General features: G+C 65.2%; 21 protein-coding genes. 16 read left to right on the forward strand and 5 right to left on the reverse strand.

Annotated elements, in window-relative coordinates:
• The first annotated feature begins 7 nt into the window (after window positions 1–7).
• Window positions 8–577, forward strand: a complete 570-nt coding sequence (locus AAGT95_RS08900) for a nucleotidyltransferase family protein (RefSeq protein ID WP_342596252.1) — start codon at window positions 8–10, stop codon at window positions 575–577.
• Between the two features lie 6 nt (window positions 578–583).
• Here AAGT95_RS08900 and AAGT95_RS08905 read toward each other — a convergent pair whose 3' ends face one another.
• On the reverse strand, window positions 584–1,573 hold the full coding sequence (locus tag AAGT95_RS08905) for a polysaccharide deacetylase family protein (RefSeq protein WP_342596253.1): 990 nt from the start codon (window positions 1,571–1,573) through the stop codon (window positions 584–586).
• Window positions 1,574–1,998: 425 nt separating this feature from the next.
• Between AAGT95_RS08905 and glnA the strand changes: the two genes are divergently transcribed.
• The 10 genes from glnA to AAGT95_RS08955 all read left to right on the forward strand — a co-directional run bounded on the left by glnA (window position 1,999) and on the right by AAGT95_RS08955 (window position 14,200).
• Window positions 1,999–3,405, forward strand: coding sequence for a glutamate--ammonia ligase (gene glnA, locus AAGT95_RS08910; protein WP_110597517.1), 1,407 nt, complete (start codon window positions 1,999–2,001; stop codon window positions 3,403–3,405).
• A 193-nt stretch (window positions 3,406–3,598) separates the two neighbouring features.
• Entirely contained in the window at window positions 3,599–4,168 is a 570-nt protein-coding gene (locus AAGT95_RS08915; protein WP_240612240.1) for a DUF4124 domain-containing protein, read from the forward strand.
• A 178-nt stretch (window positions 4,169–4,346) separates the two neighbouring features.
• Window positions 4,347–5,390 (forward strand): nitrogen regulation protein NR(II), encoded by a 1,044-nt coding sequence (glnL, locus tag AAGT95_RS08920; protein ID WP_110597515.1) that lies wholly within the window; start codon window positions 4,347–4,349, stop codon window positions 5,388–5,390.
• Window positions 5,391–5,483: 93 nt separating this feature from the next.
• A complete protein-coding gene (glnG, locus tag AAGT95_RS08925; RefSeq protein WP_110597514.1) occupies window positions 5,484–6,893 on the forward strand; it encodes a nitrogen regulation protein NR(I) in 1,410 nt (469 codons plus the stop codon).
• 172 nt (window positions 6,894–7,065) lie between these two features.
• On the forward strand, window positions 7,066–8,016 hold the full coding sequence (locus AAGT95_RS08930) for a hydroxymethylglutaryl-CoA lyase (RefSeq protein WP_342596254.1): 951 nt from the start codon (window positions 7,066–7,068) through the stop codon (window positions 8,014–8,016).
• A 2-nt stretch (window positions 8,017–8,018) separates the two neighbouring features.
• Window positions 8,019–9,224, forward strand: a complete 1,206-nt coding sequence (locus AAGT95_RS08935) for a CaiB/BaiF CoA transferase family protein (protein WP_110597512.1) — start codon at window positions 8,019–8,021, stop codon at window positions 9,222–9,224.
• A 50-nt stretch (window positions 9,225–9,274) separates the two neighbouring features.
• Window positions 9,275–10,270 carry a Bug family tripartite tricarboxylate transporter substrate binding protein gene (locus AAGT95_RS08940; protein ID WP_110597511.1) on the forward strand — a complete coding sequence of 332 codons (996 nt, stop codon included), beginning with the start codon at window positions 9,275–9,277 and terminating at the stop codon, window positions 10,268–10,270.
• Window positions 10,267–10,740 carry a tripartite tricarboxylate transporter TctB family protein gene (locus tag AAGT95_RS08945; protein WP_110597510.1) on the forward strand — a complete coding sequence of 158 codons (474 nt, stop codon included), beginning with the start codon at window positions 10,267–10,269 and terminating at the stop codon, window positions 10,738–10,740. The genes AAGT95_RS08940 and AAGT95_RS08945 overlap by 4 nt, the downstream gene beginning before the upstream one ends.
• A 13-nt stretch (window positions 10,741–10,753) precedes the next feature.
• On the forward strand, window positions 10,754–12,256 hold the full coding sequence (locus tag AAGT95_RS08950; RefSeq protein ID WP_342596255.1) for a tripartite tricarboxylate transporter permease: 1,503 nt from the start codon (window positions 10,754–10,756) through the stop codon (window positions 12,254–12,256).
• Between the two features lie 195 nt (window positions 12,257–12,451).
• Window positions 12,452–14,200 carry an alpha-amylase family glycosyl hydrolase gene (locus tag AAGT95_RS08955; RefSeq protein ID WP_342596256.1) on the forward strand — a complete coding sequence of 583 codons (1,749 nt, stop codon included), beginning with the start codon at window positions 12,452–12,454 and terminating at the stop codon, window positions 14,198–14,200.
• A 27-nt stretch (window positions 14,201–14,227) separates the two neighbouring features.
• On the opposite strand, the gene AAGT95_RS08960 is transcribed toward AAGT95_RS08955, so the two are convergent.
• Window positions 14,228–15,337 carry a cobalamin-independent methionine synthase II family protein gene (locus AAGT95_RS08960; RefSeq protein WP_110597507.1) on the reverse strand — a complete coding sequence of 370 codons (1,110 nt, stop codon included), beginning with the start codon at window positions 15,335–15,337 and terminating at the stop codon, window positions 14,228–14,230.
• Between the two features lie 298 nt (window positions 15,338–15,635).
• Between AAGT95_RS08960 and AAGT95_RS08965 the strand changes: the two genes are divergently transcribed.
• The 3 genes from AAGT95_RS08965 to betT all read left to right on the forward strand — a co-directional run bounded on the left by AAGT95_RS08965 (window position 15,636) and on the right by betT (window position 20,676).
• On the forward strand, window positions 15,636–16,499 hold the full coding sequence (locus AAGT95_RS08965) for an isocitrate lyase/PEP mutase family protein (RefSeq protein ID WP_110597506.1): 864 nt from the start codon (window positions 15,636–15,638) through the stop codon (window positions 16,497–16,499).
• Window positions 16,500–16,687: 188 nt separating this feature from the next.
• Entirely contained in the window at window positions 16,688–18,022 is a 1,335-nt protein-coding gene (locus AAGT95_RS08970) for a deoxyguanosinetriphosphate triphosphohydrolase (RefSeq protein ID WP_342596257.1), read from the forward strand.
• Between the two features lie 590 nt (window positions 18,023–18,612).
• Entirely contained in the window at window positions 18,613–20,676 is a 2,064-nt protein-coding gene (betT, locus tag AAGT95_RS08975; RefSeq protein ID WP_110597504.1) for a choline BCCT transporter BetT, read from the forward strand.
• A gap of 82 nt (window positions 20,677–20,758) precedes the next feature.
• Here betT and AAGT95_RS08980 read toward each other — a convergent pair whose 3' ends face one another.
• Window positions 20,759–21,613 (reverse strand): ATP-grasp domain-containing protein, encoded by an 855-nt coding sequence (locus tag AAGT95_RS08980; protein ID WP_110709888.1) that lies wholly within the window; start codon window positions 21,611–21,613, stop codon window positions 20,759–20,761.
• Between the two features lie 192 nt (window positions 21,614–21,805).
• Between AAGT95_RS08980 and AAGT95_RS08985 the strand changes: the two genes are divergently transcribed.
• Window positions 21,806–23,431 (forward strand): sodium:solute symporter, encoded by a 1,626-nt coding sequence (locus AAGT95_RS08985; RefSeq protein WP_342596258.1) that lies wholly within the window; start codon window positions 21,806–21,808, stop codon window positions 23,429–23,431.
• A complete protein-coding gene (locus tag AAGT95_RS08990) occupies window positions 23,424–24,008 on the forward strand; it encodes a hypothetical protein (RefSeq protein WP_342596259.1) in 585 nt (194 codons plus the stop codon). The genes AAGT95_RS08985 and AAGT95_RS08990 overlap by 8 nt, the downstream gene beginning before the upstream one ends.
• Here the strand turns inward: AAGT95_RS08990 and AAGT95_RS08995 are convergent.
• Window positions 24,005–24,979, reverse strand: a complete 975-nt coding sequence (locus tag AAGT95_RS08995; protein WP_110597500.1) for a sugar kinase — start codon at window positions 24,977–24,979, stop codon at window positions 24,005–24,007. The two genes, AAGT95_RS08990 and AAGT95_RS08995, sit on opposite strands and share 4 nt — an antisense overlap.
• 105 nt (window positions 24,980–25,084) lie before the next feature.
• Window positions 25,085–25,999 carry a nuclease-related domain-containing protein gene (locus tag AAGT95_RS09000; protein ID WP_110597499.1) on the reverse strand — a complete coding sequence of 305 codons (915 nt, stop codon included), beginning with the start codon at window positions 25,997–25,999 and terminating at the stop codon, window positions 25,085–25,087.
• Window positions 26,000–26,017 lie beyond the last annotated feature (18 nt).

Below are 26,017 nucleotides of genomic sequence, written 5' to 3' on the forward strand. Positions count from 1 at the left end.
GGGTTTCATGTCGTCGGAGGAAGGAGAGCGGGAGCGCGCGGCACGAATCATCGGATGGGTTCGTGCCGACGCCTGGCGCCTGGATGCGCTGCGCCAGGCGCGTGCGTTGCGTCTCCCCGACTGGTGGCTGGCCGCCGGTTTCGTGCGCAACCTGGTCTGGGATCGCCTGCATGGCTATTCGTCATCGACGCCGCTGAACGATATCGATCTGGTCTACTTCGATGCGACCCACGTCGACACCTCTGTCGATCGGGCCCTCGAGCGCGAACTCCGGCGCGTTGCCCCGCTGCCCTGGTCGATCAAGAACCAGGCGCGGATGCACGAGCGCCATGGGCATCGTCCCTACACCTCTATAGAGGAAGCGTTGAGCGTGTGGGTCGAGTGTGAAACGGCGGTGGCGGTGACCCTCGATGACGATGACGGCATTCGCCTGACGGCCCCCCTTGGCACCGCCTCGCTGCTGTCGGGTCAGGTGACGCCCAACCCGCGGCATGGCGATAGCGAAGTGTTTCGGCGCCGCGTCGTTGCCAAGGGGTGGCAGCGCCGCTGGCCGGAACTCGAGATCCGGGGGCTTTGAGAGGCGCTACGAGGGCAGGTTGCCCAGCAGCCAGTCGAACAGTCTCCCCTGGCTGTTGGCGACCGGCTGCGTAATGACGAAGCGCGGCAATAGCACCGTGTCGATCGGTGGTTCGAGCCAGCCCGTGCGGTGCGTCAGCACACGTTCGATGCCGGCGCTGGTCGCCAGCCGCGCCAGCTTTTCGTCTGTCTCTGTCGAGGCGCTGGTGGCGATGCGAAGCGGATGGCGGCACAGCACCGCCAGCTGGTGCTGGCTCTCGCGGAGCTGCACGAGGGCGGAAGCGTCTCCGCTCGTGGCGTGCGTGGGGAGCAGGCTGCCGAAGCGGAACAGGCCGCCCTGCTCCAGACGGCGGATGCTGAAGGCGTCCAGGGTTTCGTCGGCGAACGCCGGATCGCTATCCAGCGCCGAGGCGACGGCATGCAAGGTGATGGCGTCCTGCGAGTGATCGAGTTCGGCGACATAGTTCCTGATCGCCTGGCTGTAGCGCTCGTCGCGCTGCGCTCCGGCGGCGGGCGGCGCCGGCAGGCCGGCCTCGGCGAGCAGGCGCTTCGCGTGGTCGGCCGTCTCCTGGCTCCAGAGGGCTTCGCCGATGGCTTCGTGCCATGAGCTCCAGGCCCTTCTGGTGACCGGGCCGGGAAGAAAGACATTGGCCGGCAACGTCAGGCGCTCCAGGGTCGGCGACACCTGTTTCAGCGTATCGCGCCAGCCACCGTCGAAGGTGAGGGCAATGCGCGGCAACTGGTCGTGATGCAACTGCAACACGCTCTCCAGGCTGACGATCTGCGCGCTCTCGCTGAGGCTCTCCAGCAGATGACGAAAGCTATCCGGCCCCAGGCACCAGTCGGCCCTGTGAGGCAAGCGTGCCTCGGCTTCATCGTCCAGCACGCGATTCAGCGCGAGAATGGCGCTCCGCCCCCACAACGGCTCACTCAGGCTGAGACGCCAGTGACCGCGTAGACGCTGTACCACATCCTGTGTGCGATCCAGCCTAGACATGGGCCATTCCATTACTCGAGTCGTCGATCGCCATCAACACATGGCTTCTCTCTACAGTATCCGTTGCCTATCGATTTTCGGCAAAGGTTGCGAAGCGGATTCGCGAGCTTTCTTTTTTGGTGCAACGAGGCGTTTGTGTGCTCCAAGTTGGTGCGTCTAAGAGGTTTGAGCTACTCCCTTGGGAAGGAAGAGGCGGAAACGACGTCTGGAGGCGTCAGGCAGATTTTCGATAAAGCAATTTCAATCAAATACTTATTATCGGGCGTCCGGTCCTTGCCTCATTTTGGCACATTCTCTGCATAGTTATGTAAAAACGGTGTGCGCGTGGGCAAGAGCGTCGACTTCGTGCTACAAAACACGCATGCCACAAAACGGTGTTGGATATTCGCCAACGAATCGAGCCATGGCTCACAGTGGAGGACAACATGTCTGAGAAAACCCTCGCCCTTATCGAAGAACACGACGTCAAGTGGGTGGATCTGCGCTTTACCGATACCAAGGGCAAGGAGCAGCACGTCACCATTCCTGCCAGCGCCATCGATGCGGAATTCTTCGAAGACGGCCAGATGTTCGATGGCTCTTCCATCGAAGGCTGGAAGGGCATCAACGAGTCCGACATGATTCTGCGCCCGGAAGACGGCACCGCCTTTCTCGATCCGTTCACCGAAGACTCCACGCTGATCCTGCGCTGCGACATCATCGAGCCGGCGACCATGCAGGGTTACGAGCGTGATCCGCGCTCCATCGCCAAGCGCGCCGAAGCCTATCTGAACAGCACCGGTCTGGGCGACACCGCGTTCTTCGGTCCGGAACCCGAGTTCTTCATCTTCGACGAAGTGCATTGGAAGACCGATATCGAAGGCTCCATGTACAAGATCTCCTCCGAAGAGGGCGCCTGGTCCACCGACCGTCAGGTCGAAGGTGGCAATCTGGCACACCGTCCGCGCGTCAAGGGTGGGTACTTCCCGGTGCCGCCGGTCGACAGCTTCCACGACATTCGCAGCGCGATGTGCAACACGCTGCAGGCGATCGGCCAGAGCGTCGAAGTGCATCACCACGAAGTGGCCAACGCCGGTCAGAACGAAATCGGCGTCAAGTTCAACACGCTGGTGAAGAAAGCCGACGAAGTTCAGGAGATGAAATACGTCATCCATAACGTCGCGCATGCCTACGGCAAGACGGCAACCTTCATGCCCAAGCCGCTGGTTGGCGACAACGGTTCCGGGATGCACGTTCACCAGTCTTTCTGGAAGGACGGCACCAACCAGTTCGCGGGTGACGAGTACGCCGGCCTGTCCGAGATGGCGCTGTATTACATCGGCGGTATCATCAAGCACGCACGTGCCTTGAACGCCTTCACCAACGCTTCGACCAACTCCTACAAGCGTCTGGTGCCGGGCTTCGAAGCGCCGGTCATGCTGGCCTACAGCGCGCGTAACCGCTCTGCGTCGATTCGAATTCCGTACACTGCCAGCCCGAAAGGCAAGCGCGTCGAGACCCGTTTCCCCGACCCGACCGCCAACCCGTACCTGGCGTTCTCTGCGATGCTGATGGCCGGTATCGACGGCATCAAGAACAAGATTCATCCTGGCGATGCCATGGACAAGAACTTGTACGACCTGCCGCCGGAAGAAGGCAAGAAGGTCCCGACCGTGGCGACCAGCCTCGATCAGGCCCTGGAAGCGCTCGACACCGATCGCGCCTTCCTGACCGAAGGTGGCGTGTTCACCGACGACATGATCGATGCCTATATTGCGCTGAAGAGCGAGGACGTCGAGCGCCTGCGTCTGGCGACGCATCCGGTCGAATTCGATCTCTACTACAGCGTCTGAAGCTCGAGCCCAGGCCCGATGCCTTGCAGAAAGAGAGCCCCACTTCGGTGGGGCTTTTTCGTGGGGCCGTCTCCCGGAATGGTGGCCATGAAGCGGACCTTGGAAAGCGGGGCGAGTGGCAGGAGATACCGGCCAGGTGAAGGATCGAAGCCGCCGGCCGATAACAGGGTGATCGACAAGGGAGCGCCAACGGATGCGCACGAGGATGGTGGTATCGGTGATATCGATTTGCCTGGTGGCCGGGGCCGTCCTGCCCGCGATGGCGGCATCGGTCTATCGACACGTCGATGCCGAGGGTAACGTGGTCTACAGCGACGAGCCGGGAACGGGCACGCGCGTCGATCTCAAGCCGATCACGGTGGTCGATCCCACCGAGGTCGAGCCACGTGCGGACTCGCGCCAGTCGATCACGCCCGAGACCCCGGCAGTGGAGTACGAGCGTTTCGTGATCACCCGTCCGGAGAACCAGCAGACGCTGCCGACAGGACAGGCGGGAAATGTCCAGGTCAGGTTGGCGATCGAGCCCGCGCTGCAGCGGGGCGACCGTGTCCAGCTAAGGGTGGATGGCAAGGTGAGCCAGTCGCCGATGCACACCAGCGTCTTCGTGCTGACTCAGTTGCCGCGAGGCGAGCATCAGCTTCAGGCCGACCTGGTCGATGCCCAGGGGCAGGTGAGGCTTTCGACGCCATCGGTGACGCTCTACGTGCAGCGTGCCAGCATCAACCTGCCGGCCAATCCCAACAATCCCAATCGTGGCAAGTAGTTCCGTCTGCAGCGGCGTCGTGCCTCCAATCGGTAGCCACGGCCTCCAGCGTTTGCACTATTTTGGTGAATGAATTTCCAATTTTTATCCGGACCTCCCTGTCCATGGGCGAAATCGGGGAGTGGCGCGGTTTTTGCACTGTATAAGCACGTACCGGATCACCACGATGGAACAACGCATGTATCAACGTTTGCTGGAGCATCTGACGACCGCCGTCCTGTTACTCGACGAGCGGCTTCACGTGCGCTGGCTCAACCCCGCGGCCGAAGCACTGTTGGCGGCTAGCCGGCCCCGGGTGGTCGGTCAGTGGCTGGAGTGCCTCAACGGCGAGGATGGCAGTGTGCGTCAGGTGCTGCACAAGGCCATGCAGGAGTTCCATCCCTATACACAACGGGAAGCGGCACTGGTGCTGGCCGCGGGGGACGTGATCACGGTCGATTTCACCGCGACACCGATCACCAGTCGGGAACTGCTGCTGGAGATCGAACCGCGGGATCGACTGCTGCGCATCTCGCGGGAGGAGGCCCTGATCGCGCGACAGGAGACGGTCAAGGTGCTGATGCGAGGACTCGCCCACGAGGTCAAGAATCCGCTGGGCGGCATTCGTGGCGCCGCCCAGTTGCTGGAGCGTGATCTTCCCGACCCGCAGCTCACCGAGTTCACCCGGATCATCGTCGAGGAGGCGGATCGCCTGCGGGACCTGGTCGACCGCATGCTCGGCCCCAACACGCTGGTGCGTCACGAGCCGCTCAACGTGCACAAGGTGCTGGAGCGCGTTCGTGCACTTCTCGAGGTGGAGCATCACCGGTTGAGCTTCGAACGCGACTACGATCCCAGCGTGCCGGATCTGGTCGGCGACGAGGCGCAACTGATCCAGGCGGTTCTCAACATCGCGCGCAACGCCGTCCAGGCGATGGAGGAGTTCGGGACGCCCGAGCCGCGGCTGCTGCTGCGGACTCGCGTCCGCCGTCAGTTCACCCTCGGCGCCGAGCGCCACCGGCTGGTATGCGAGGTCGCGGTGATCGACAACGGCCCCGGCATCCCCGAGCACATCCGCGAAACGCTGTTCTTTCCGATGGTCTCCGGGCGTGCCGAGGGCAGCGGTCTGGGATTGTCCATCGCGCAGTCGATCCTGCATCAGCATCAAGGCCTGATCGAGTGCGACTCCCATCCGGGGATCACGGAGTTCCGGTTATTGATCCCCTTCGAGGCGCCACAGTGAGCGTGTCGGCTCGCTATATCGCTGCCGAGTCTGGCGAGTGGCCCATATCGACGCCGCCAAGCACACGATTCACCGTTCTGCTGGAGAACTGCCATGACTGAAGTCGCCCGTATCGCGATCGTCGATGATGACCGCGCTATCCGCTGGGTCCTGGAAAGGGCGCTGGCACAACCGGATCTCGAGGTGCAGTCCTTCGAGCGTGCCGATGCGGCGCTCGAAGCGATCGAGCGACAGCCCCCGGACGTGCTCCTGACCGATATCCGCATGCCGGGGCTCGACGGTCTCGACCTGATGGCCAAGGTGCGCGAGATGCATCCCGATCTGCCGGTGATCGTGATGACGGCGCACTCGGATCTGGATAGTGCGGTCGCTTCCTACCAGGGCGGTGCCTTCGAGTACCTGCCCAAGCCGTTCGACGTGGACGACGCACTGGCGCTGGTGCGGCGCGGCGTTGCCCATGCCCGGGAGCGGCGCTCGCCGGCGGCGATGCCGGAAGGGCTCTCGGCCGAGATCATCGGCGAGGCGCCGGCGATGCAGGAGGTGTTTCGCGCCATCGGCCGGCTGTCGCAGTCGCATATCACGGTGCTGATCAACGGCGAGTCGGGCACCGGCAAGGAGCGTGTCGCCCAGGCCCTGCACCAGCATAGTCCGCGCAGTGGTCACCCGTTCATCGCGCTCAACATGGCGGCGATTCCCAAGGACCTGATGGAGTCGGAGCTGTTCGGTCATGAAAAGGGGGCCTTTACCGGCGCCGCCGCCCAGCGCCGCGGGCGTTTCGAGCAGGCCGACGGCGGCACGCTGTTCCTCGACGAGATCGGCGACATGCCCGCCGATACGCAGACGCGGCTGCTGCGCGTGCTGGCGGATGGTGAATTCTACCGGGTCGGTGGCCACGTGCCGGTCAAGGTGGATGTGCGGATCATCGCCGCAACCCACCAGAACCTGGAAAAACTGGTGACGGAAGGCCGTTTTCGCGAGGATCTGTTCCACCGGCTGAACGTCATTCGCGTCCATCTGCCACGGCTGTCGGAGCGACGCGAGGACATTCCCCGGCTGGCCCAGCATTTTCTCGCCGAGGCCGCCAAGGAGCTCTCCACCGAGCCCAAGGTTCTGACCCGCGAAGCCGAGACGCATCTCACGCATCTCCCCTGGCCGGGCAACGTGCGGCAATTGGAGAACACCTGTCGCTGGCTGACCGTCATGGCCTCCGGTCGGGAAGTGCTGGTCGACGATCTGCCGCCGGAGCTGCGCGAGCTCGAGGGGACCGAGGCGCCCAGCGGAGACTGGCGCAACGCGTTTCGCGAGTGGGCGGATCGGGCCCTGGCCTCGGGCCACACGCATCTGCTCGAAGAGGCGATGCCGGATTTCGAGCGGATCCTGATCGAGACCGCCTTGAAGCATACCGGCGGGCGCAAGGGGGAGGCCGCCGAGCTGCTGGGCTGGGGCCGCAACACCTTGACTCGGAAGGTGAAAGTGCTCCTGCCGGCGCTAGCGGACGAATAGGCCCAGTGCTGGCCAGCGCGCTCGATCGAGCGCCCGAGGGTGAACTCCGTCGGCGTTGACGTCAGGGGCCGATGGGACCAGGAGCGACCAAAGTCGCGCTTTTTCGACATGGCTTGGCCAGAGTAGGCTCGCGTAACCAACTGAAAACTGGTTTGACGAGGCCGCTCCTGCCATGGATCCGTATCAGTCGATACCCGCCCGGGTGCAGGTCACCGAGGTGGGACTCCGCGATGGGCTGCAGAACGAAGCCAGACGACTGAGCACCGATGAGAAGGTGGCCCTGGTACGGTCGCTGGTCGCCGCCGGGGTGCGCGAATTCGAGCTGACCTCGTTCGTCAGCCCGCGAGCGGTACCGGCACTGGCTGATGCCACGGAACTGGTGAGGGCGCTGGCCGACATCCCCAACGTGCACTGGTCGGCGCTGGTTCCCAACGTCCGCGGCGCCGAGCGCGCGCTCGAGGCGGGTATCGACTCGGTGGTGCTGTTCGTGTCGGCCTCGGAGACCCACAACGCCAAGAACGTCAACCGCGACATTGTCACCTCGCTAGCGGGTTTCGCCGAGATCGGGCGTCTGCTCGACGGTAGCGGGGTCGAACTGCGCGGCGCCATCGCCACGGCCTTCGGCTGCCCGTTCGAGGGCGACATCGACGTCGCCAAGGTTGGCGACATCGCCCGCGCCTTTGCCGATCTGGGCGCTCGCCGCGTAGCCCTGGGCGATACCACCGGCATGGCGACGCCGCCCCTGGTCAGCGAGCGAATTCTTCACCTGCGCGAGGTGGCACCCTCCCTCTCCCCGACGCTGCATTTCCACAATACCCGGGGCATCGGGCTAGCCAATGTGATGCAGGGCCTGTCGCTCGGTGTTGCCCGCTACGAGAGCGCCATCGGCGGGCTGGGCGGATGCCCCTTCGCCCCCGGCGCCAGCGGCAATATCGCCAGCGAGGACCTGGTCTATCTGCTCACCGAGATGGGCATCGACACCGGTATCGAGCTGGCGGCGCTGATCGAGGCGGGTCAACTGGCCACCCAGTTGATAGGGCGGCCGCTGCCCGCGCAGGTTACCAAGGCCGGACGGCGACTCGCGCTCAACGGCAGCGACACCGTCGCCACGGCACGGGGGTGAGCATGCCACCGTTGTCCTTCCCGACCGCCGGCTCACTCGATGGCATCCGCGTCATCGACCTCACGCGGGTCATCTCCGGCCCCTTCTGTACCCAGATGCTCGGCGATCACGGAGCCGACGTGATCAAGGTCGAGCCGCCCGGGCGCGGCGACGTGGTGCGCGCCCAGGGCAACATCGTCGAGGGCTTGAGCTGGTACTTCGCCCAGTTCAACCGCAACAAACGCTCCTTGACCCTGGACCTTCGCAGCGAGAGCGGCAAGGCGGTGCTCTGGCGACTGCTCGAGGATGCCGACGTGCTGGTGGAGAATTTCCGTCCCGGCGTGCTGGCCAGGATGGGGCTGGACGACACCACGCTCCGCGAGCGTTTTCCGCGCCTGGTGGTCGGGCGAATCAACGGCTTCGGCTCCGAGGGGCCCTATCGCGATCGACCGGCCTACGATTTCATCGCCCAGGCGATGAGCGGTTTCATGAGCGTCAACGGCACGAGTGATGGCGAGCCCATGCGGGCGGCCCCGCCGCTCAGCGACATGGTCGCCAGCCAGAATCTGGCTTTCGGGCTCTGCGCCGCGCTGGTGCGGCGGGAGCGCACCGGTCGGGGGGAGATCGTCGAGACCGCCCTGACCAATGGTCTGATCGGGATGATGGGCTACCTCGCCGCCGAGTATTTCGCCACCGACCAGATGCCAGCCCGGACCGGCAACGACCATCCCATGGTCTATCCCTACGGCCTGTTCCAGGCCAGCGACGGCGACGTGGCGATCGCCCCCAGCAACGACGCCATGGTCGCGCGACTGCTGGGCGCGCTGGACCGGTTGGAACTGCTTCAGGACGAGCGCTTTGCCGACAATCGCCGCCGCATGATCCATCGCGAGGCGCTGCGCGATCGCCTCAATGCCGTGATCGGCACTCGCAGCGTGGCGGAGTGGATCGCGCATCTCAACGAGGCCGGGGTCCCCTGCGGCCGTGTCCACAGCCTGCGCGACACCTTCGACGACCCCCAGGTCCAGGCCCAGCAGATGCGCCTGGAGCTCGATCAGGGCGAACACGGCCGGGTGCCGACCACGGGCTTCCCGGTGAAGATGAGCGAAGCGCCGGCGGCGATCTATCGCCACGTGCCGGCCCTGGGCGAGCATACCCGCGAGATTCTGACCCAACTGGGCATCGACGAGACGGAGCTGCAACGACTTCAAGACGAGGGGGTCGTCTGACCTCCCCGACACGCTGGCGAAGGCATGACACCGACACAAGGAACAACAACATGGCTATCTCTCTGCGACCTTTGCACACCCTGGCGGTCTCGCTCCTGTTGGCGGGGGGCCTGACGGTCAGTGCCCCGAGTCAGGCGTTGCCGATCAGCGATTGCCTGGCACCGGCCGACCCGGGCGGTGGCTGGGACTTCACCTGCCGATCCGTGGGCAAGCTGCTCCACGAACTCGGCCTGGTCGACAGCCCCGTGCGAGTGATCAACATGCCGGGTGGCGTCGGCGCCGTGGCCTTCTCCAACGTGGCCGGCAAGCGTGCAGGCGACAGCAACCTGATCGTGGCCACCAGCACCGTGGGGGTGACCCAGATTGCCCAGGGGCGCTATCCGGGAGATGTCGATACCATGCGCTGGCTGGCCATGCTGGGCACTGACGTCGGGGTGATCCTGGTCGATGACGACAGCCCCTACCAGAGCCTCGACGAGCTGCTCGAGGCGATGGTCGACGATCCCACTTCGGTCGTCATCGCCGGATCCAGCGGGATCGGTGGCTGGGACCACGTTCGCGCCCTGATGCTGGCCAAGGCCGCGGGCCTGTCGAGCGAGCAGAGCGGCAGCGTGCGCTGGGTGCAGTTCGATGGCGGCGGCCCCGCCGTGACCCAGATGATGGGCGGGCACGTGGACGCGGTGTCCACGGACCTGGGCGAGATTGCCGGCTTCATCAACTCGGGCGACGTCCGGGTGTTGGCGGTGCTCGCCGACGAGCCGCTGGCTCCGCCCTTCGACGACCTGCCGACGGCGATCTCCCAGGGCTATGACGTGACCGGCTACAACTGGCGGGGGTTCTACACCGGCGGCGAGGTCTCGGATGCCGACTACCAGTCGATGGTCGAGACTCTGAAGACGCTCTACGACTCGCCGGAATGGAAGCAGGTCGCCGAGCGCAACGGCCTGGTACCCCTGTGGCGCGGCGGTGACGAGTTCGACGCCTTCGTTCGTGACACGGCCGACAAGGTCGAGAGCATCTCCCAGGAGATCGGGGTCATCCAGTGACGGCGGAAGCATCGGGCGCCGCGCCCTCCACGGCGGCGCTCGGCGATCGTATCGCCGGGGCCGTGCTGGCCGTGCTGGCGGTGGCCGCCTGGTGGCACGCCCAGACCTTTGTCTCCGGTTTTCGCCAGCCGGTGGGGCCGGACCTGTTTCCGCGTCTGGTCTGCGTGCCGCTGGGTGTGCTGGCGCTCTACTTGATGTGCCGGCCCGGGCTCAATCAGCGCTGGCCGCGCGGCGTGGCGCTGCTGCGGCAGGCGGGACTGCTGGTGGTGCTCGGCGGCTATGCCGGTTTCCTCGAGCCCTGGGGGTTTCTGCCGGCAACGCTGGTCTGCAGCGTGCTGTTGATTCGGCTGTTCGATGCCGCGTGGCGACAGGCGCTGGTCAGCGGGTTGTCGTTGACGGTGATCCTCTACCTGCTGTTCGAGTACGCGCTGGGCATTCCGCTGCCCGCCGTCCCCGGACTCGGCGTTTGAGGGCCGACATGCCATGGATATTCTCGCCTTTCTCCTGCACGGTTTCGTGATCGCCCTCGAACCCCAGAATCTCTTCCTGGCCCTGATCGGCTGCGCCGTGGGCACCTTGATCGGTGCCTTGCCGGGGCTGGGGCCGGTCAACGGGGTGGCGCTGCTGATCCCCTTGGCGTTCAATTTCGGGCTGTCGCCCACAGCCGCGCTGATCCTGCTGGTCAGTGTCTATTACGGCACCATGTACGGCGGGCGCATCAGCTCGATCGTGCTCAACATTCCCGGCGACGAGCCGGCGATGATGACCACGCTCGACGGTTACCCGATGGCGCTGAAAGGGCGGGGCGGCGAAGCGCTGGGGCTGTCCGCGGTGGCGTCGTTCGTCGGCGCGACCGTGGCGACCATCGGCTTGACGCTCTTTGCGCCGTTACTGGTGGGGTTCGCCATCCGGTTCGGGCCTGCCGAGTACTTCGCGCTGTTCATGCTGGCGTTCGCTACCATCGGCGGGGTGACCAGCGGCAGCTTCACCAAGAGCTTCATCGCCGCCGGCCTCGGGCTGCTGCTGGGCACGGTAGGCCTCGATCCGGCGACCGGCGTGTCGCGCTACACCTTCGGCCTCTACGAACTCTACGACGGCATCGACTTCATCGCCGCGCTGGTCGGGCTGTTCGCCATCTCGGAATGCCTGATCCTGCTCGAGGATCGCCGCCGGGAGACCGCCACCAACCAGGAGCTGGGATCGGCCATTCCCGGGATGAAGAGCGCCCGACAGTGCGCGCCGACCATCGCGCGCGGTTCGCTGATCGGCTTCGTCGCCGGCGTGCTGCCGGGGGCCGGGGCCTCGCTGGGCAGCTTTCTCTCCTATACGCTGGAGAAGCGCTGGCTGGGACGCAAGGGCGATTTCGGCAACGGAGACCCGCGCGGCGTGGCCGCGCCCGAGGCGGGCAACAATGCCGCCGCCGGCGGTGCCCTGATTCCCATGCTGTCGCTGGGCATTCCGGGCAGCGGCACGACCGCTATCCTGCTGGCGCTGCTGCTGTCGATGAACATCACCCCTGGGCCGCTGCTGTTCGAACAGCAGCCCGACATGGTGTGGGGACTGGTGGCGGCGCTGTTCATCGGCAACATCATGCTGCTGGTACTGAACGTACCGCTGGTAGGCCTGTTTGCCCGCGTACTGCGGGCCCCCACCTGGCTGTTGATGCCGGTGGTGATCCTGGTGGCGTTCGTGGGCGTCTATTCGCTCAACAACAGCGCTTTCGACCTCTACGTCATGCTCGCCTTCGGGGTGCTGGGCTACGTGCTGCGCAAGCTGGACATTCCCTCCGTGCCGGTGGTGCTGGGGTTGTTGCTGGGCGGGCAGATGGAGTTCAACCTGCGCCGGGCCATGTCCATCTCGGGAGGCGACTGGAGCATTCTGGTCTCCAGCGGTATCTCGATCGGCATCTACGCGTTCGCCGTCGCCCTGATGGCGGCCGGGCTGCTTTTCGCCTGGTGGCTGAAGCGGGAGGAAGCCGGGCGCTGACCCTTGCCGGCACCGCCCGCTGGGGACGTCGGCGGGCCAGGCAGTGGCCTCGGCTGCCTCCCGAATTTAACCTCGATCACAAAAACCGCTAGTCTGACACGACGCCCGGCGCTGGCTTCCATGCCAGGTCGGGCGTCGTCGTCGCTGGCTGATCGTTACCGGCGTGAAATAGATGACACCAACACGGGGACTCGCATGTCCGATTCGACCCAATGGTGGCGTGGCAGCGTCATCTATCAGATATATCCCAGAAGCTTCATGGACGCGCGTGGCGATGGCGTCGGCGATCTGCCCGGGATCACCGCGAAGCTGGACTATATCGCCGAGCTGGGTGTCGATGCGATCTGGATTTCGCCGTTCTTCCCCTCGCCGATGAAGGACTTCGGCTACGATGTCACCGATTATCGCGGTGTCGACCCGATGTTCGGCTCCTTTCACGACTTCCAGATGCTGCTCGAGCGGGCCCACGGGCTGGGGCTGAAAGTGATCATCGACCTGGTGCTCAGTCACACCTCGGATCAGCACCACTGGTTCGTCCAGAGTCGCAGTTCGCGGGAAAACCAGAAATCCGACTGGTACGTGTGGGCCGATCCCAAGCCCGATGGCACCCCGCCCAACAACTGGCTCTCCTTCTTCAGCGGCAGCGCCTGGACCTTCGACAGTCGGCGCCGCCAGTACTACCTGCACAACTTCCTCTCCTGCCAGCCGGACCTCAACTTTCACAACCCGGCGGTGCGTAAGGAGCAGCTCGACAACGCCCGCTTCTGGCTCGATCTCGGGGTCGACGGCTTTCGCCTGGATACCTCGAATTTCTACTTCCACAGCCTGGCGCTGCAGGATAACCCCGCGCTCGGCAGCGGCGAGCTCAAGACGCCCAGCGTCCCGGCATCGAACCCCTATTCGATGCAGCGCCACCAGTTCGATATCAGCCAGCCGGAGAATCTCGGCTTCCTGAGCGAACTGCGCGCCCTGATGGACGAGTACCCCGGCACCATGACGGTGGGCGAGATATCCGACGATCGCCCGCTGGAGCGCATGGTCGAGTACACCATCGGCGAAGACCGGCTCCACATGGCCTACACCTTCGACCTGTTCGATGCCGAGTTCAGCGCCCAGCGGCTGCGCGACATCATCGAGCATTTCCAGTACTACGCGGGCGACGCCTGGCCCTGCTGGGCGCTCTCCAATCACGATGTCATGCGTGTCGTCTCGCGCTGGACCCAGCACGAGAACCTGGAGCAGCAAGGGCCGCTGGTGGCCAAGCTCGCGACGGTCATGCTCTGTTCGCTCTACGGTAGCCTCTGCCTCTATCAGGGCGAGGAGCTGGGGTTGCCGGAAGCGGACGTCCCCTACGAGCGTCTGGTCGACCCCTACGGGCTGGCGCTGTGGCCGGATTACAAGGGGCGCGACGGCTGCCGCACGCCGATGCCCTGGACGAGCGGCGAGTACGGGGGGTTCACCTCGACGGAGCCTTGGCTGCCGGTGGACGGCCATCACCGTCAGCTGTCGGTGGAGCGGCAGCTCGCCGACGCGGACAGCACCCTGCGCGTGACGCGCGAGTTCCTGCACTGGCGCAAGTCGCAGCCGGCGATGGTCGACGGCACCTTGATTCTGGGCGACTTCGACGACGACTTGCTGGGCTGGTTGCGGGTCTCCCGGGACCAGGCGATCCTGGCGGTCTTCAATCTCACCGATGAAACGCGCCACACCAGTCTCCCGGACGGTGCTGGCGAGATCGTCTATCAGGCGGGATTCACGGCGCACCTCGAGAACGGCGAGCTGACTCTGCCTGCCTTCCAGGCGGCGTTCGTGCATGTCGACCGGGCTAGCATCGACCCCCGGGCGCTGATCGACCAGGAGCCCGACCCCGAGCGCAAGGGCTTTCTCAGCCGGCTGCTGGGGTCGCTGATGGGGCAGGACGAGGGCGGGGCGCGGCAGGGCTGAGCCCGCGCCCCAAGACCGGCCGGCGGCTCACCCGCCCCAGTAGTCGCGGGCCAGGTCGACCACTAGCCGCACCTTGTCCCACTGTGCCCGTTCGGCGAGTTCGTTGCCCTCCTCGGTGGAGGCGAAACCGCACTGCGGGCTCAGACAGAGCTGCTGCCGGTCGACGAATCGCGTGGCTTCGTCGAGACGCGCTCTGACGGCCTGGGGCTCCTCGAGCTCGCCCACCTTGGTGGTGATCAGCCCCAGCACCGCCTGCTGGTGACCCTCCGGGACGAAGCGCAGCGGATCGAAGCTGCCAGCACGGTCGCTGTCGTATTCCAGGAACCAGGCATCGACGTTGACGCGGCCGAACAGGGTATCGGCCACCGGCTCGTAACCGCCTTCGCTGATCCAGGTGGAGCGGAAGTTGCCGCGACAGACGTGGAGCGAGACATGGAGGTCGTCCGGCTTGCCGGCGAGGGCATGATTGAGCATCTCGGCGTAGATCGCCTGCAGGCGGTCGGGGTCGTCGCCGCGGTCCCGGGCCGCCTGCAGCTCCTTTTCCGAGCAGAGATAGGCCCACACGGTGTCGTCCAGTTGCAGATAGCGGCAGCCGGCATCGTAGAAGGCGCGGACGGCGTCGCGATAGGCGTCGGCGGTATCGGCGAAAAAGGCGTCCAGGCTGGGGTAGACGCCACTGTCGATCTTCTTGCGACCGCCGCGGAAGTGCAGCACGCTGGGACTCGGGATCGTCATCTTGGGCATGACGCTGGCGACGCTGGCCAGATAGCGGAAGTGATCCAGCATCGGGTGGGTATCGTCGAAGCCGACCTTGCCGTCGACCCGGATCTGCTTCGCGCCCGTCTGCACGCCCTGGAACTGAATGCCCTGGTCGCCGGTGAAACCGGTGACGCCAGCGAGCCGTTCGAGGAAATCGAAGTGCCACCAGGCGCGACGGAACTCGCCGTCGGTCACCACCTCGAGGCCGGCGGCTTCCTGCTGCTCCACCACCTGACGGATCTCGCGATCCTCGACGGCCGCGAGCGCGGCGGCGTCGATATCGCCTCGATGGAAGAGGGTCCGGGCCTCCTTCAGCGCCTGCGGGCGAAGAAAGCTGCCGACGATATCGGCTCGGAATGGGGGATGCGCTTGCGACATGAACTTGCCTCCTGTGCTGGGACTTCGCCATGCGGTGTCATCGGCGGCTGGCGATGGCGAGGTCGCCAATGATGCGGGCTGGGCGGCCATTCGACCAATGAAGCGAGTTCAAGCTGAGCATGTGTATCGTTCATCGTGAGGTGGGTGGCCGATGTGACCGGCGTCGCGCCCTCAAACTTTAGTGGTAGGATTGTCGGCCCCCGCCGACGCATTCACCGACGTGCCATCGGCATCGGCCGGGAGTCTTTTTCCATCGCGCCCCAACGTCGAACGCCGGGGTAAAGAACAGGAGTGTCCCGTGACGACCCCCTCTCAGCATGATCTTCGCAACGCCTTCCGCGAACTGCTCGCCAGTGGCGAGTGCTACTACACGGCCTCGGTGTTCGATCCGATGTCGGCTCGCATCGCCGCCGACCTCGACTTCGAGGTTGGCATTCTGGGAGGGTCGGTCGCCTCGCTGCAGGTGCTGGCGGCGCCCGATTTCGCCTTGATCACCCTGAGCGAATTCGTCGAACAGGCGACCCGGATCGGCCGGGTGGCACGGTTGCCGGTGATCGCCGATGCCGACCATGGCTACGGCAACGCGCTCAATGTGATGCGCACGATCACCGAACTGGAGCGGGCCGGTGTCGCCGCGCTGACCATCGAGGACACCTTGCTGCCGGCGCAGTACGGCCACAAGTCGACCGACCTGATTCCCGTGGAGGAGGGCGTCGGCAAGATGCGCGCCGCACTCGAGGCCCGGATCGACCCGGCGCTGTCGATCATCGCCCGAACCAACGCCGGCCAGCTCGACGACGATGCCGCCATTGCCCGCATTCGCGCCTACCAGGCGGCCGGCGTCGACGCCATCTGCCTGGTCGGGGTCCGGGACTTCGAGCACCTCGAGAAGCTGGCGGCACCGTTGACGGTGCCGCTGATGCTGGTCACCTACGACAACCCGGCCCTGCGGGATCGCGCGCGCCTCGCGGCACTGGGCGTGCGCATCGTCGTCAACGGTCACGCTGCCTACTTCGCCGCGATCAAGGCGACCTACGACTGCCTGCGCGAGCAGCGCGATATCGCGACCAACGACCTGGATGCTTCGAAGCTGTCGACGCGCTACTCGACGCTCGAGGAGTATCGAATCTGGGCCCGCGAATACATGGATGTGAAAGAGTAGCCACGAGCTACGAGCCACGAGCCACGAGCTACGAGCTTAGAGCCGAGAGCAGGGGTGATGGGTTCGCGGGCGGGAGGTGGATGCTTTTCTTTCCGCGACCCGGACGGCATCCTAGTCGGTTCGAAGCCCGAAGCCCGAAGCCCGAAGCCCGAAGCCCGAAGCTGCCTTTAGTGTTAACGGAGATCACGATGACTGTCATGCAGTGGGAGCGCCTGCTCGATCCTGTCCGGCTGCACGATGCCCGGACGTCGCGCGGCGAAATCGGCCGGAGTCCGTTTCACAAGGACTACGACCGCATCGTCTTCTCCGGTTCGTTTCGGCGTCTGGGGCGCAAGACCCAGGTCCATCCGCTGACCGACAACGATCATATCCACACCCGATTGACCCACTCGATCGAGGTCGGCTGCGTCGGTCGCAGCCTGGGCATGATCGTCGGCGAGCAGCTGCGCGACAGCCTGCCGGATTGGGTCACGCCCGCTGATCTCGGCGTCATCGTCCAGGCGGCCTGCCTGGGGCACGACATCGGCAACCCGCCGTTCGGGCATGCCGGCGAATACGCGATTCGCGACTGGTTCAAGTGGGCCGAGGCCCAGGGGAGCGGTCTGCTGGAGGGGCTCGACGAGGCGCAGCGCCGGGATCTGTTGACCTACGAGGGGAACGCCCAGGGTTTCCGGATCGTGACCCAGATCGAGTACAACCAGTTTCGCGGCGGCATGCGGCTCTCCGCCGCGACGCTGGGTACGCTGCTGAAGTATCCGTGGACGGTCGAGCATGGTGGCCAGATGGGCAAGTTCGGCTGCTATCAGTCCGAGAAGCATCTGCTGGTCGAGGTCGTCGAGCGGCTCGGTCTCAAGTCGGTCGATGGTTCCAAGTGGTGCCGGCATCCCCTGGCCTATCTGGTCGAGGCGGCGGACGACATCTGCTATGCGCTGCTCGATCTCGAGGATGGTCTGGAGATGGGCATCCTGCGCTACGAAGAGGTCGCTCAGGTACTGCTGCAGATTGCCGGCGAGCCGCCGAGGGGTTATGAACAGATGGCCGCCGACGGTGTGTCGCAGCGTCGGCGGATCGCGGCGCTGCGCGGCGCGGCGATGGAGAGGGCGGTCAACGAAGTCGGCGATGTCTTCGTTCAACACGAGAAAGCGTTGCTCAACGGCGCCCTCAACGACGATCTGCTCGAGCTCTGCCACCCGGATCTCACCTGGGGCGTCTCCTCGGCGAAGCAGCTGGCTCGCGAGCGCATCTTCCAGAACGAGCGCAAGGCCAAGCTCGAGATCGGCGCCTATACCACGCTCGGTATTCTGCTGGAGGCCTTCATCGGTGCGGCGCATGAGCTGCATCACACCGGGCACTCTTCCTTCAAGCACCAGCGCGTGCTGGCGCTGATCGGCGAGAACACGCCGAAGCCGAACTGGCCGCTCTACGACAGCTATCGTCGGATGCTCGATTTCATCGGCGGCATGACCGATCACTACGCGGTCGAGCTGGCCCAGGAGATGGGTGGCCGCCTCAAGGGAGACTGAACGCTCTCCCGCTTCTCCTCTCGTCGCCGGGCCCGCTCCCGGCGTCGTCGTATCTGGCACCCATTAGACCATTGCCTCGGGCGAGTGTCGGGTATGGCTGTTGAAACCAGACTCACAACTCCGTATTTTAATTGAACGGTCAATCAATAAAGATCGGTTCGACCGCACGCCAGGGGTCGAGAGCGAGCACCCGATCGCCGATTCAGGCCGCCGGCCAACGTCGCCACCGCCCGCTGGGAAAAACCATTCTCGCTTTTACCCGGCGATGAGCCATATTTCAGACGCCAGCCGGCATCGCCAGGCTGGCAAAAACGCGCGACGCGTGGGCCGGCGGTTCCACGACCTGACGCCGGGATCGGCAGATGACAGCCAAGCGTCAGGGCTACGGAGTGGGTCGAGTCTTCCGTTGAACACGTGGCTGGATTCAACGACTGAAGTCGACTTAACTCAACTCGAGGTCAGATGACCTCGCGGCGGGAACACGGGAACGAGCCAAGGGCCTCAAACGCCCTGCGCCTCTACAGGTCATGTCAGCCGCCAGGGGCGTCGCTGCTCGTCAACGCAAACTATCTGACCATGATGGGAGCCGCATGAGCACAAGCCCCGATAATAATTCCACGACCCAGGACAGACTGAATCCAGTCGTCTTCTATGGGTCGGTCATCGGCATCGTCGCCTTTTCGCTGTGGGCGATGATCGCTACCGAGCAAGCGAACGGCATCATCAACGCGCTGCTGGGCTGGATCTCCAACACTTTCGGCTGGTACTACTTTCTCACAGTCGTCATCTACCTTGCCTTCGTGGTGTTCGTGGGCTTTTCCCGCTTCGGCAAGATTCGTCTCGGGCCGGAGCATTCGAGGCCGGATTTCAATATCTTCTCTTGGTCGGCGATGCTGTTCTCCGCCGGTATCGGCATCGGGGTCATCTTCTTCGCCCTGGCGGAACCGCTGACCCAGTTCTACAACGCGCCCAACGCGCCGAGCGACCAGGTGGCGGCCGCCCGTCACGCGATGCAACTGACTTTCCTCCACTGGGGGCTTTCGGGCTGGGGGATCTACACCCTGGTGGGCATGTCGCTGGCGTTCTTCAGCTATCGACACAACCTGCCGCTGACCATCAGTAGCGCGCTCTATCCCATCTTCGGCAAGAAGATCTACGGCCCCATCGGTCACGTGGTGGACATCGCCGCCGTACTGGGCACGGTGTTCGGTATCGCTGCCAGTCTCGGCATCGGCGTCATCCAGCTCAACTACGGGCTGAACTTCATGTTCGGCATCGCGGAAAGTGCCTGGACCCAGACCATCCTGGTGCTGCTGATCGTGCTGTTCGCGACGATCTCCGCGGTGACCGGTGTCGAGAAGGGGATTCGTCGCCTTTCCGAGTTCAACATTCTGCTGGCGATCGCGCTGCTGCTGTTCGTGCTGTTTGCCGGCAAGACGGTGTTCCTGCTCAATGCGCTGGTGATGAACATCGGCGACTACCTCTCCGGCTTCATTTCCATGTCGTTCGACACCTATGCCTTCGATCAGCCGACGGACTGGCTCAACGCCTGGACGCTGTTCTTCTGGGCATGGTGGATCGCCTGGGGCCCGTTCGTCGGTCTGTTCCTGGCGCGGATTTCGCGCGGCCGCACCATCAGAACCTTCGTGGCCGGCACCCTGACGCTGCCGATCGCCTTCATGATGATCTGGATGTCGATCCTGGGTAACAGTGCCCTCGACATGGCGATGAATGGCGCGACGGACTTCGGCGAGCAGGTCATGAATACGCCGCCGGCGGGTATCTATCTGTTCCTGCAGGAGTATCCGTTCCCGGTCTTCTCGACCATCGCGGTCAGCATCCTGGCGATCGTGTTCTTCGTCACCTCCGGTGACTCGGGCGCCCTGGTACTGTCGAACTTCACCTCCAAGCTGAAGGACGTCAACAGCGACGCGCCGATCTGGATGCGCATCCTGTGGTCGGCGGTGATCGGGGTGCTGACCCTGTCACTGCTGCTGGCCGGTGGGCTGTCGACGCTGCAGAGCGCGGTGGTCATCACCGGGCTGCCCTTCTCGATCGTGCTGTTCTTCATGATCGCGGGGCTCTACAAGGCGCTGAAGGTCGAGGCGTTCAAGGAGGACAGCCACCGCCTCAGCCTGTCCGGCTCGCTGTCGGGACGCATGTCCGCCGGCGGGCGCGATCGCGCTCACGACTGGAAGACCCGGCTCAAGCGTGCCATGTCGTTCCCCAATCGCCAGCAGGCCCAGCAGTTCCTGGAAGAGACCGGGCGGCCGGCAATGGAGGCGGTGCGTGAGGAGCTGATGAAGCAGGGCGTCGAGGTCGACATCAGCACTGGCACGCAGAACGATGACGACTACCTGTCGCTCTACGTCGATCTCGGCAGCGAGCAGAACTTCGCCTACCAGATCTGGACGCACCCGTTCTCGACGCCGTCCTTCGCCATGCGGACACCGCGCAGCAGCAGTCGGTACTATCGTCTGGAGGTGTATCTGCTGGAAGGTAGCCAGGGCTACGACCTGATGGGCTACACCCGCGAGCAGGTCATCGATGACATCCTCGACCAGTACGAGCGCCACCTGCAGTTCCTGCACCTCAATCGGGAAGAGCCGGGCAGCATCAATATGCCTGACAGTCCGGAACAGCCGCCGGGCTGAGATCGCCTGGCTTCTCGCTGACCACGACCCCGGCTTTCTGGCCGGGGTCTTTTTTGTGTCCGCCATCCCTGGCGATCGCCATTCAGACCATCGCTGGCGCGACGTCCAGAAGCCCTTCCGGAAAGCCCTCGATCGGCTCCGCCGCGATACCGGCGTCGTTCGCGGCGGGCGTTCCCTGGCTGCGGTTGAGCCATTCCAGGATGGCCGTGGCCGTCGTCCTGCCGGGGTCGGCGATGCCCTGGGTGCCGAACAGGCGGTTGAACTCGAACAGGAAGGGGTGATCCCCGACCATGGCAACGTCGAACCCGGCGTGATCGACGCCCAGTCTGGCGGCCACACGCTGGACCAGCGCCAGCGCGGAGGGAGGGATGTCGTCGTGATCGATCGTGCCGCCCTGGGCGACGTTGGCGCGATATCCTCCCGCCGGCGTCACCCGCCAGTAACTGGCGAGGATCCGATCGCCGATCAGGACGATGCGCAGGTCCCGGTCGATGGGAAGGAGGGTCTGGGCGTACAGCACCTCCTGGGACGCGGCCAGCGTTTCGAGTTCGCGTCGCCTCTCGATCAGGTGCACGCCCTGGCCACGGGCGCTGCGGATCTCCTTGACGATCATCGGGTAGCCGACTTCCGCCTCGGCGATATCGATACCGTGGCAGGTGCTGGCCTGAATCGTCGTCCGCGGGAGGTTGTCCGGGCAGATGGCCTGGAAGGCGCGGGTCTGCTCCACCTTGTCGTGGCCCAGATAGTAGGTGGCCGGCGACGGGAAGATGCGCTTGTGCATCGCATGCAGCAGCGTGCTGACCTGCCAGTAGCTGGGAAACAGCAGCCAGTCGGCGGCCTGGATCTCGTCGAGATGTTCGAACATGCGCTCGGGCTTGATGTAGCGAACGCCGGGGATGTGCAGGGTGCGAGAAACGTCGAAGGAGATCAGACGCATCGGATGCCTCTTGAAATACCAGCCCGCTGGTGGGAGGGAGAAAAAAGCGCGCTATCATCGGGCCGTTTGGGGAACTTGGCAAGTCCTTCGCGACCGGGCGATGGGAACAATCCCCCGCCGCCGGCGCCGGGGTGACATATCGACGACGTGCTACGCTCAATTTTGTCGATAACAAAAAAGCGAGGACGGGATGTGGGCGCTTTCACTTGGTGGGATACCGCGGTTCTGATCGTCTACGTGGTGGGCATTGCCTGGGTGGGCGCCCGCTTCGGCAAGGATCAGGAGAGCACGCAGGACTATTTTCTCGGTGGCCGCAAGATTCCCGGCTGGGCCATCGGCCTGTCGGTGATGGCGACCCAGGCCAGCGCGATCACCTTCATCGGCGCACCCGGCTGGGGGTTCGAGGGCGGCCTGGAGCGCCTGGCGACCTTCATCAACGTGCCGCTGGCGATGGCGGTTTTGATTCTGGTGCTGGTACCGATCTTCCATCGAGCCGGCATCTACAGCATCTACGAGCTGCTCGAGCGTCGCTTCGGGGCGCTGACCCGATCGCTGGCGGCGCTGCTGTTCCTGGTCGCGCGTGGCCTCGCCACGGGCGTGGTGCTCTACGCACCGGCGCTGGTGCTCTCGGTCGTCACCGGTTGGGACGTCAACCTGACCATCGTGCTAATGGCGGTGATCGCGGTGAGCTATACCGTGCTCGGCGGCATCAGCGCGGTGATCTGGACCGACGTGATCCAGATGTTCGTGCTGTGGCTGGGCGCGATCCTGAGCATGGTGCTGATGGTCTCGAGCCTGCCCGGCGGCTGGGGCGACGTGTTCGCCTACGGCGCCGCCAACGGCATGTTCGACACCATCGATTTGTCGCTCGATCCCACCGTGACCTACTCGCTATGGGCGGGGCTGATCGGCGGCGTGGTCATGCACGTGGCCTATTTCGGCACCGACCAGAGCCAGATCCAGCGGGTACTGACCAGCCCCTCGATCGCCGAGGGGCAGCGCTCGCTGCTGATCGGCGGCTACCTGCTGGTGCCGCAGATGCTGCTGTTCCTGTTCATCGGCGTGATGCTCGCCGCCTACTACCAGCAGCACGGCCTCACCGCGCCGGAGAACCTGAACGAGCTGTTCCCGCGCTACGTGGTCAACGCCTTTCCCGTCGGGGTGACCGGGCTGGTGATCGCCGGGGTCTTCGCAGCCGCCATGTCGAGCCTGGATTCCGCGCTCAACTCGTTGTCCGCGGTGACGGTGCGCGATTTCTACGCCCGCTACGTCAGGCCCGATGCCGACGAGAGGCACTACCTCAAGGCGTCGCGCTGGGCGACCATCTTCTGGGGACTCTACGCCACCGCGTTCGCGTTCTTCGCCGGTAATCTCGGCCCGGTCATCGAAGCCGTCAACCGCATCGGTTCCTGGTTCTACGGCGCGCTGCTGGGAACCTTCCTACTGGCCGTGCTCAGCCATCGCAGCAACGGCAGAGGGGCGGTCAGCGGGATCATCGTCGGCATGGCGGCGGTATGGTCCGTCTCCCAGACCGATGTCTCCTGGCTCTACCAGAACTTCGTCGGGCTGATCGTCTCGGTCGTGGTCGGCTATGCGGTGAGTTTGACCGCGCCGGCGCCGTCGGCCGCGCAGCTCTCGGACGTGGTGATCGACGAGACCGCGCCCGACATGCAGGCGATCCTCAAGGGACGCAGCGAAGGTGCCGCCGAGATCGGTCGCGATGCGCGCCTGACACGGCGTCGCTGCATCGGCCTGGTCGTGTGGTTCTTCGTGTCGCTGACCGCACTGGCGCTGCTGCAGGGATGGGCCAATGGCTGATCGCCAAGGCGAGCGGCGGATGATGGCGGTGGATGAGACGGCGCCGGCGTCGAGGCTGCCTCGGCGGCTGGGCGCCGTCGCCGCCGAGCCGAGGCTGCGGCGCTACGGTGCCGAACGGTTCGAACCGGCGTGGTTGTCGCTGTGGGCAGTGGCGATCGGTCGCGAGACGGGGCCACCAATGGCTTGGCTGCTGGCGGCCGACAATCTGCCGAGAGCCATGCTGATGGCGGGGGAGTTGCCCCTCCATTCGGCGGACCACGACGGCGTGCTGGCCCTCGAAGGCGGTCGACCGCCGACGCTATCGCAGTTCGAGCGCTGGTGGCTATGGGAGCGACTGGCCCGGCCGCGCCGCTGGTCGCTGCGGGTTCAGCCCGCGACGTTGCGAGCGGTCGAATTCCCGCTGTGGCTGGGTTATTCGCCAGGGCGTCGCCATGCCCGGTTGATCGTTCTCAGCGGCCTCTCCGGCGAGGCGCTGGGGGCACTCAAGCCGGCGGTGCTGGCCGGGCTTCGCCACCGAGCGCGCGCCGAGGCCGCCAGCGGTCCGGCGACCCGGGACGACGAGCGCGTTCCCGGCTAGCGGGCATCGCCGCCGCGCTCCATGGCGACCAGTTGCTCCCGGTTGGGAAGGCCCTCCATGTCGCCGATCACCTGAACCTGGCGGGCGCCGATCAAGTTGCCGCGATGCAGCGCCGCGTGCCAGTCCAGCCCGTCCAGATAGGCGCTGACGATGCCCACCGCGAAGCCGTCGCCGGCACCGACGGTGTCGACGACCTGCTCGACGGGTGAGCCGTCGACGGTGCCCTCGCTGTCGGCGGTGCGGAAGTAGCTACCCTCCGGGCCGAGCTTGATCACCACTGCCCTGGCGCCGCGGTCGAGGTAGTCGCCGGCGATGTCGTAGGCCGTCTCGCGGCCGGTCAGCAGGCGGCCTTCGCTCAGACCTGGCATGACGATGTCGGCCTCGGCGGCGAGCGCATTGAGGGTCTCGATCATCACCGCTTCGCTGGGCCACAGGCTGGGGCGCAGGTTGGGATCGAACGAGACCGACAACCCGTCGCGGCGGGCCTGTCGCAGCAGATGAAAGGAGAGTTCGCGCGCCGACTCGGAAATGGCGGGCGGGATGCCGGTGGCGTGGAGATGGCGGGCCGCCTCCAGCTCGACATCGCTGGCGTCGGCGATGCTCAGGTGGCTGGCGGCGCTACCCCGGCGGACGTACTCGACGTGAGGGTCGGCGCCGTCGACGGCACGCTCCTTGAAGATCAATCCGGTGGCATTCGCTGCATCACGTCGAACATGCCGGCAGTCGAGACCTTCGGCCTCCAGTGCCCGCTGCAGGAAGGTGCCGTTGTGATCCGCGCCGACCCGGCTGAGCCAGCGCACGTCGAAGCCCAGCCTCGAGAGTCCGATCGCGACATTGGTATCGGCGCCGGCGGTGCGGCGATGAAATCTCGTCACCTGGTCGAGCGGGCCTTGATCGTCGGCGATGAACATCGCCATCGCCTCGCCAAAGGTCAGGACATCGTAAGCGGTGCGGGAATCGGAACGGGGCATGGCGTCTCCTGTTGGGTGCAAGCACGCTTCGTCAAGAACGTGATGTGGAAAAAGAGTGGGAAGATGGCGTCCGGGAAGCCGGCGCGAAACGTCGCCCCGGCGATGTCACTGGCTTGGGGGCTTGTTCACGCCGCACTGGTGGCGCCGGTTCAGGATCTCCACCAGATGCTGGCGCTGGGCGTCGTCGATCGCTTCGCCCTGGGCCGTACCCAACTGGGTGGCAAGATCGACGCCATCGACCACCCGGACGTCGCGGCTGTCGCCGAGATGCTCGGTTTCATCATCGATCTCCCAGCCGGGCAGTACCAGTATGCCACTCACCGGCACGCTCAACTTGGCGTGACGAGCCAGCCACTGACGCAGCCAGACCGTCGAAAGCCGAACCTTGCGCAGGACCTGGCGCTCGTTCCAGCCGCGAAAGCGCAGGCGTTCGCTCTCCACCGAGACGGTATTGATGGGGCGGCCCTCGAGATCGAGCGGGAATTCGCGGGCCACCGTCTGGATCACGAACACGCCCTGCGGCGTCACCAGCACGTTGTCGATGGTGTAGGAGTCGGCGGGGAAGTCGTGGAACACGAAGTAGGGCTTGGCCAGCGGGCGAATCAGGTGATCCAGCGCCTGGCCCACCGCCAGTTCACAGGCGAGGCTGCGCGTCAGGCGGCGCACTCGCTGCACGTCGCGCAGGATCAAAAAGCAGAACAGCATCGCCAGCAGGGTGCTGACCACGCCGTACAGCGACCACTCCAGCCAGCTCTGCTCCTCGGCGAACAGCATCCGGCCCATGCCGTAGACCAGCGGCATCAGGGTGAGCGTCGGCGCCAGCGTGGCGTCGAGGAAGAACACCATGCGGGCCTTTTCCAGCCGGTCCCGGTGGGCCTGGGCAATTTCACGAATCGGCTTGCCGTCGTGCGGGGAGCGGAGACCGACGGTCTGCACGTCGCGCAGGGTGATCGCCACCAGCGCGGCGGCGCCCAGCGGGGCGAGAAAGATCAGCGGCAGCACGTACTCCAACCAGGCCATGAGCGGTTGTCCTTGCAG

It is taken from the genome of Salinicola lusitanus (genome assembly GCF_038648475.1).
Taxonomy (GTDB): Bacteria; Pseudomonadota; Gammaproteobacteria; order Pseudomonadales; family Halomonadaceae; genus Salinicola; species Salinicola lusitanus.

Coding starts and splice junctions, on each gene's coding strand:
- AAGT95_RS08940 (WP_110597511.1), top strand. CDS start 9,275: ATGGCTATCTCTCTGCGACCTTTGCACACCCTGGCGGTCTCGCTCCTG.
- AAGT95_RS08930 (WP_342596254.1), top strand. CDS start 7,066: ATGGATCCGTATCAGTCGATACCCGCCCGGGTGCAGGTCACCGAGGTG.
- AAGT95_RS08960 (WP_110597507.1), bottom strand. CDS start 15,337: ATGTCGCAAGCGCATCCCCCATTCCGAGCCGATATCGTCGGCAGCTTT.
- betT (WP_110597504.1), top strand. CDS start 18,613: ATGAGCACAAGCCCCGATAATAATTCCACGACCCAGGACAGACTGAAT.
- AAGT95_RS08990 (WP_342596259.1), top strand. CDS start 23,424: ATGGCTGATCGCCAAGGCGAGCGGCGGATGATGGCGGTGGATGAGACG.
- AAGT95_RS08970 (WP_342596257.1), top strand. CDS start 16,688: ATGACTGTCATGCAGTGGGAGCGCCTGCTCGATCCTGTCCGGCTGCAC.
- glnL (WP_110597515.1), top strand. CDS start 4,347: ATGTATCAACGTTTGCTGGAGCATCTGACGACCGCCGTCCTGTTACTC.
- AAGT95_RS08915 (WP_240612240.1), top strand. CDS start 3,599: ATGCGCACGAGGATGGTGGTATCGGTGATATCGATTTGCCTGGTGGCC.
- AAGT95_RS08900 (WP_342596252.1), top strand. CDS start 8: ATGTCGTCGGAGGAAGGAGAGCGGGAGCGCGCGGCACGAATCATCGGA.
- AAGT95_RS08950 (WP_342596255.1), top strand. CDS start 10,754: ATGGATATTCTCGCCTTTCTCCTGCACGGTTTCGTGATCGCCCTCGAA.
- AAGT95_RS08905 (WP_342596253.1), bottom strand. CDS start 1,573: ATGTCTAGGCTGGATCGCACACAGGATGTGGTACAGCGTCTACGCGGT.
- AAGT95_RS08980 (WP_110709888.1), bottom strand. CDS start 21,613: ATGCGTCTGATCTCCTTCGACGTTTCTCGCACCCTGCACATCCCCGGC.
- AAGT95_RS08935 (WP_110597512.1), top strand. CDS start 8,019: ATGCCACCGTTGTCCTTCCCGACCGCCGGCTCACTCGATGGCATCCGC.
- glnA (WP_110597517.1), top strand. CDS start 1,999: ATGTCTGAGAAAACCCTCGCCCTTATCGAAGAACACGACGTCAAGTGG.
- AAGT95_RS09000 (WP_110597499.1), bottom strand. CDS start 25,999: ATGGCCTGGTTGGAGTACGTGCTGCCGCTGATCTTTCTCGCCCCGCTG.
- AAGT95_RS08995 (WP_110597500.1), bottom strand. CDS start 24,979: ATGCCCCGTTCCGATTCCCGCACCGCTTACGATGTCCTGACCTTTGGC.
- glnG (WP_110597514.1), top strand. CDS start 5,484: ATGACTGAAGTCGCCCGTATCGCGATCGTCGATGATGACCGCGCTATC.
- AAGT95_RS08955 (WP_342596256.1), top strand. CDS start 12,452: ATGTCCGATTCGACCCAATGGTGGCGTGGCAGCGTCATCTATCAGATA.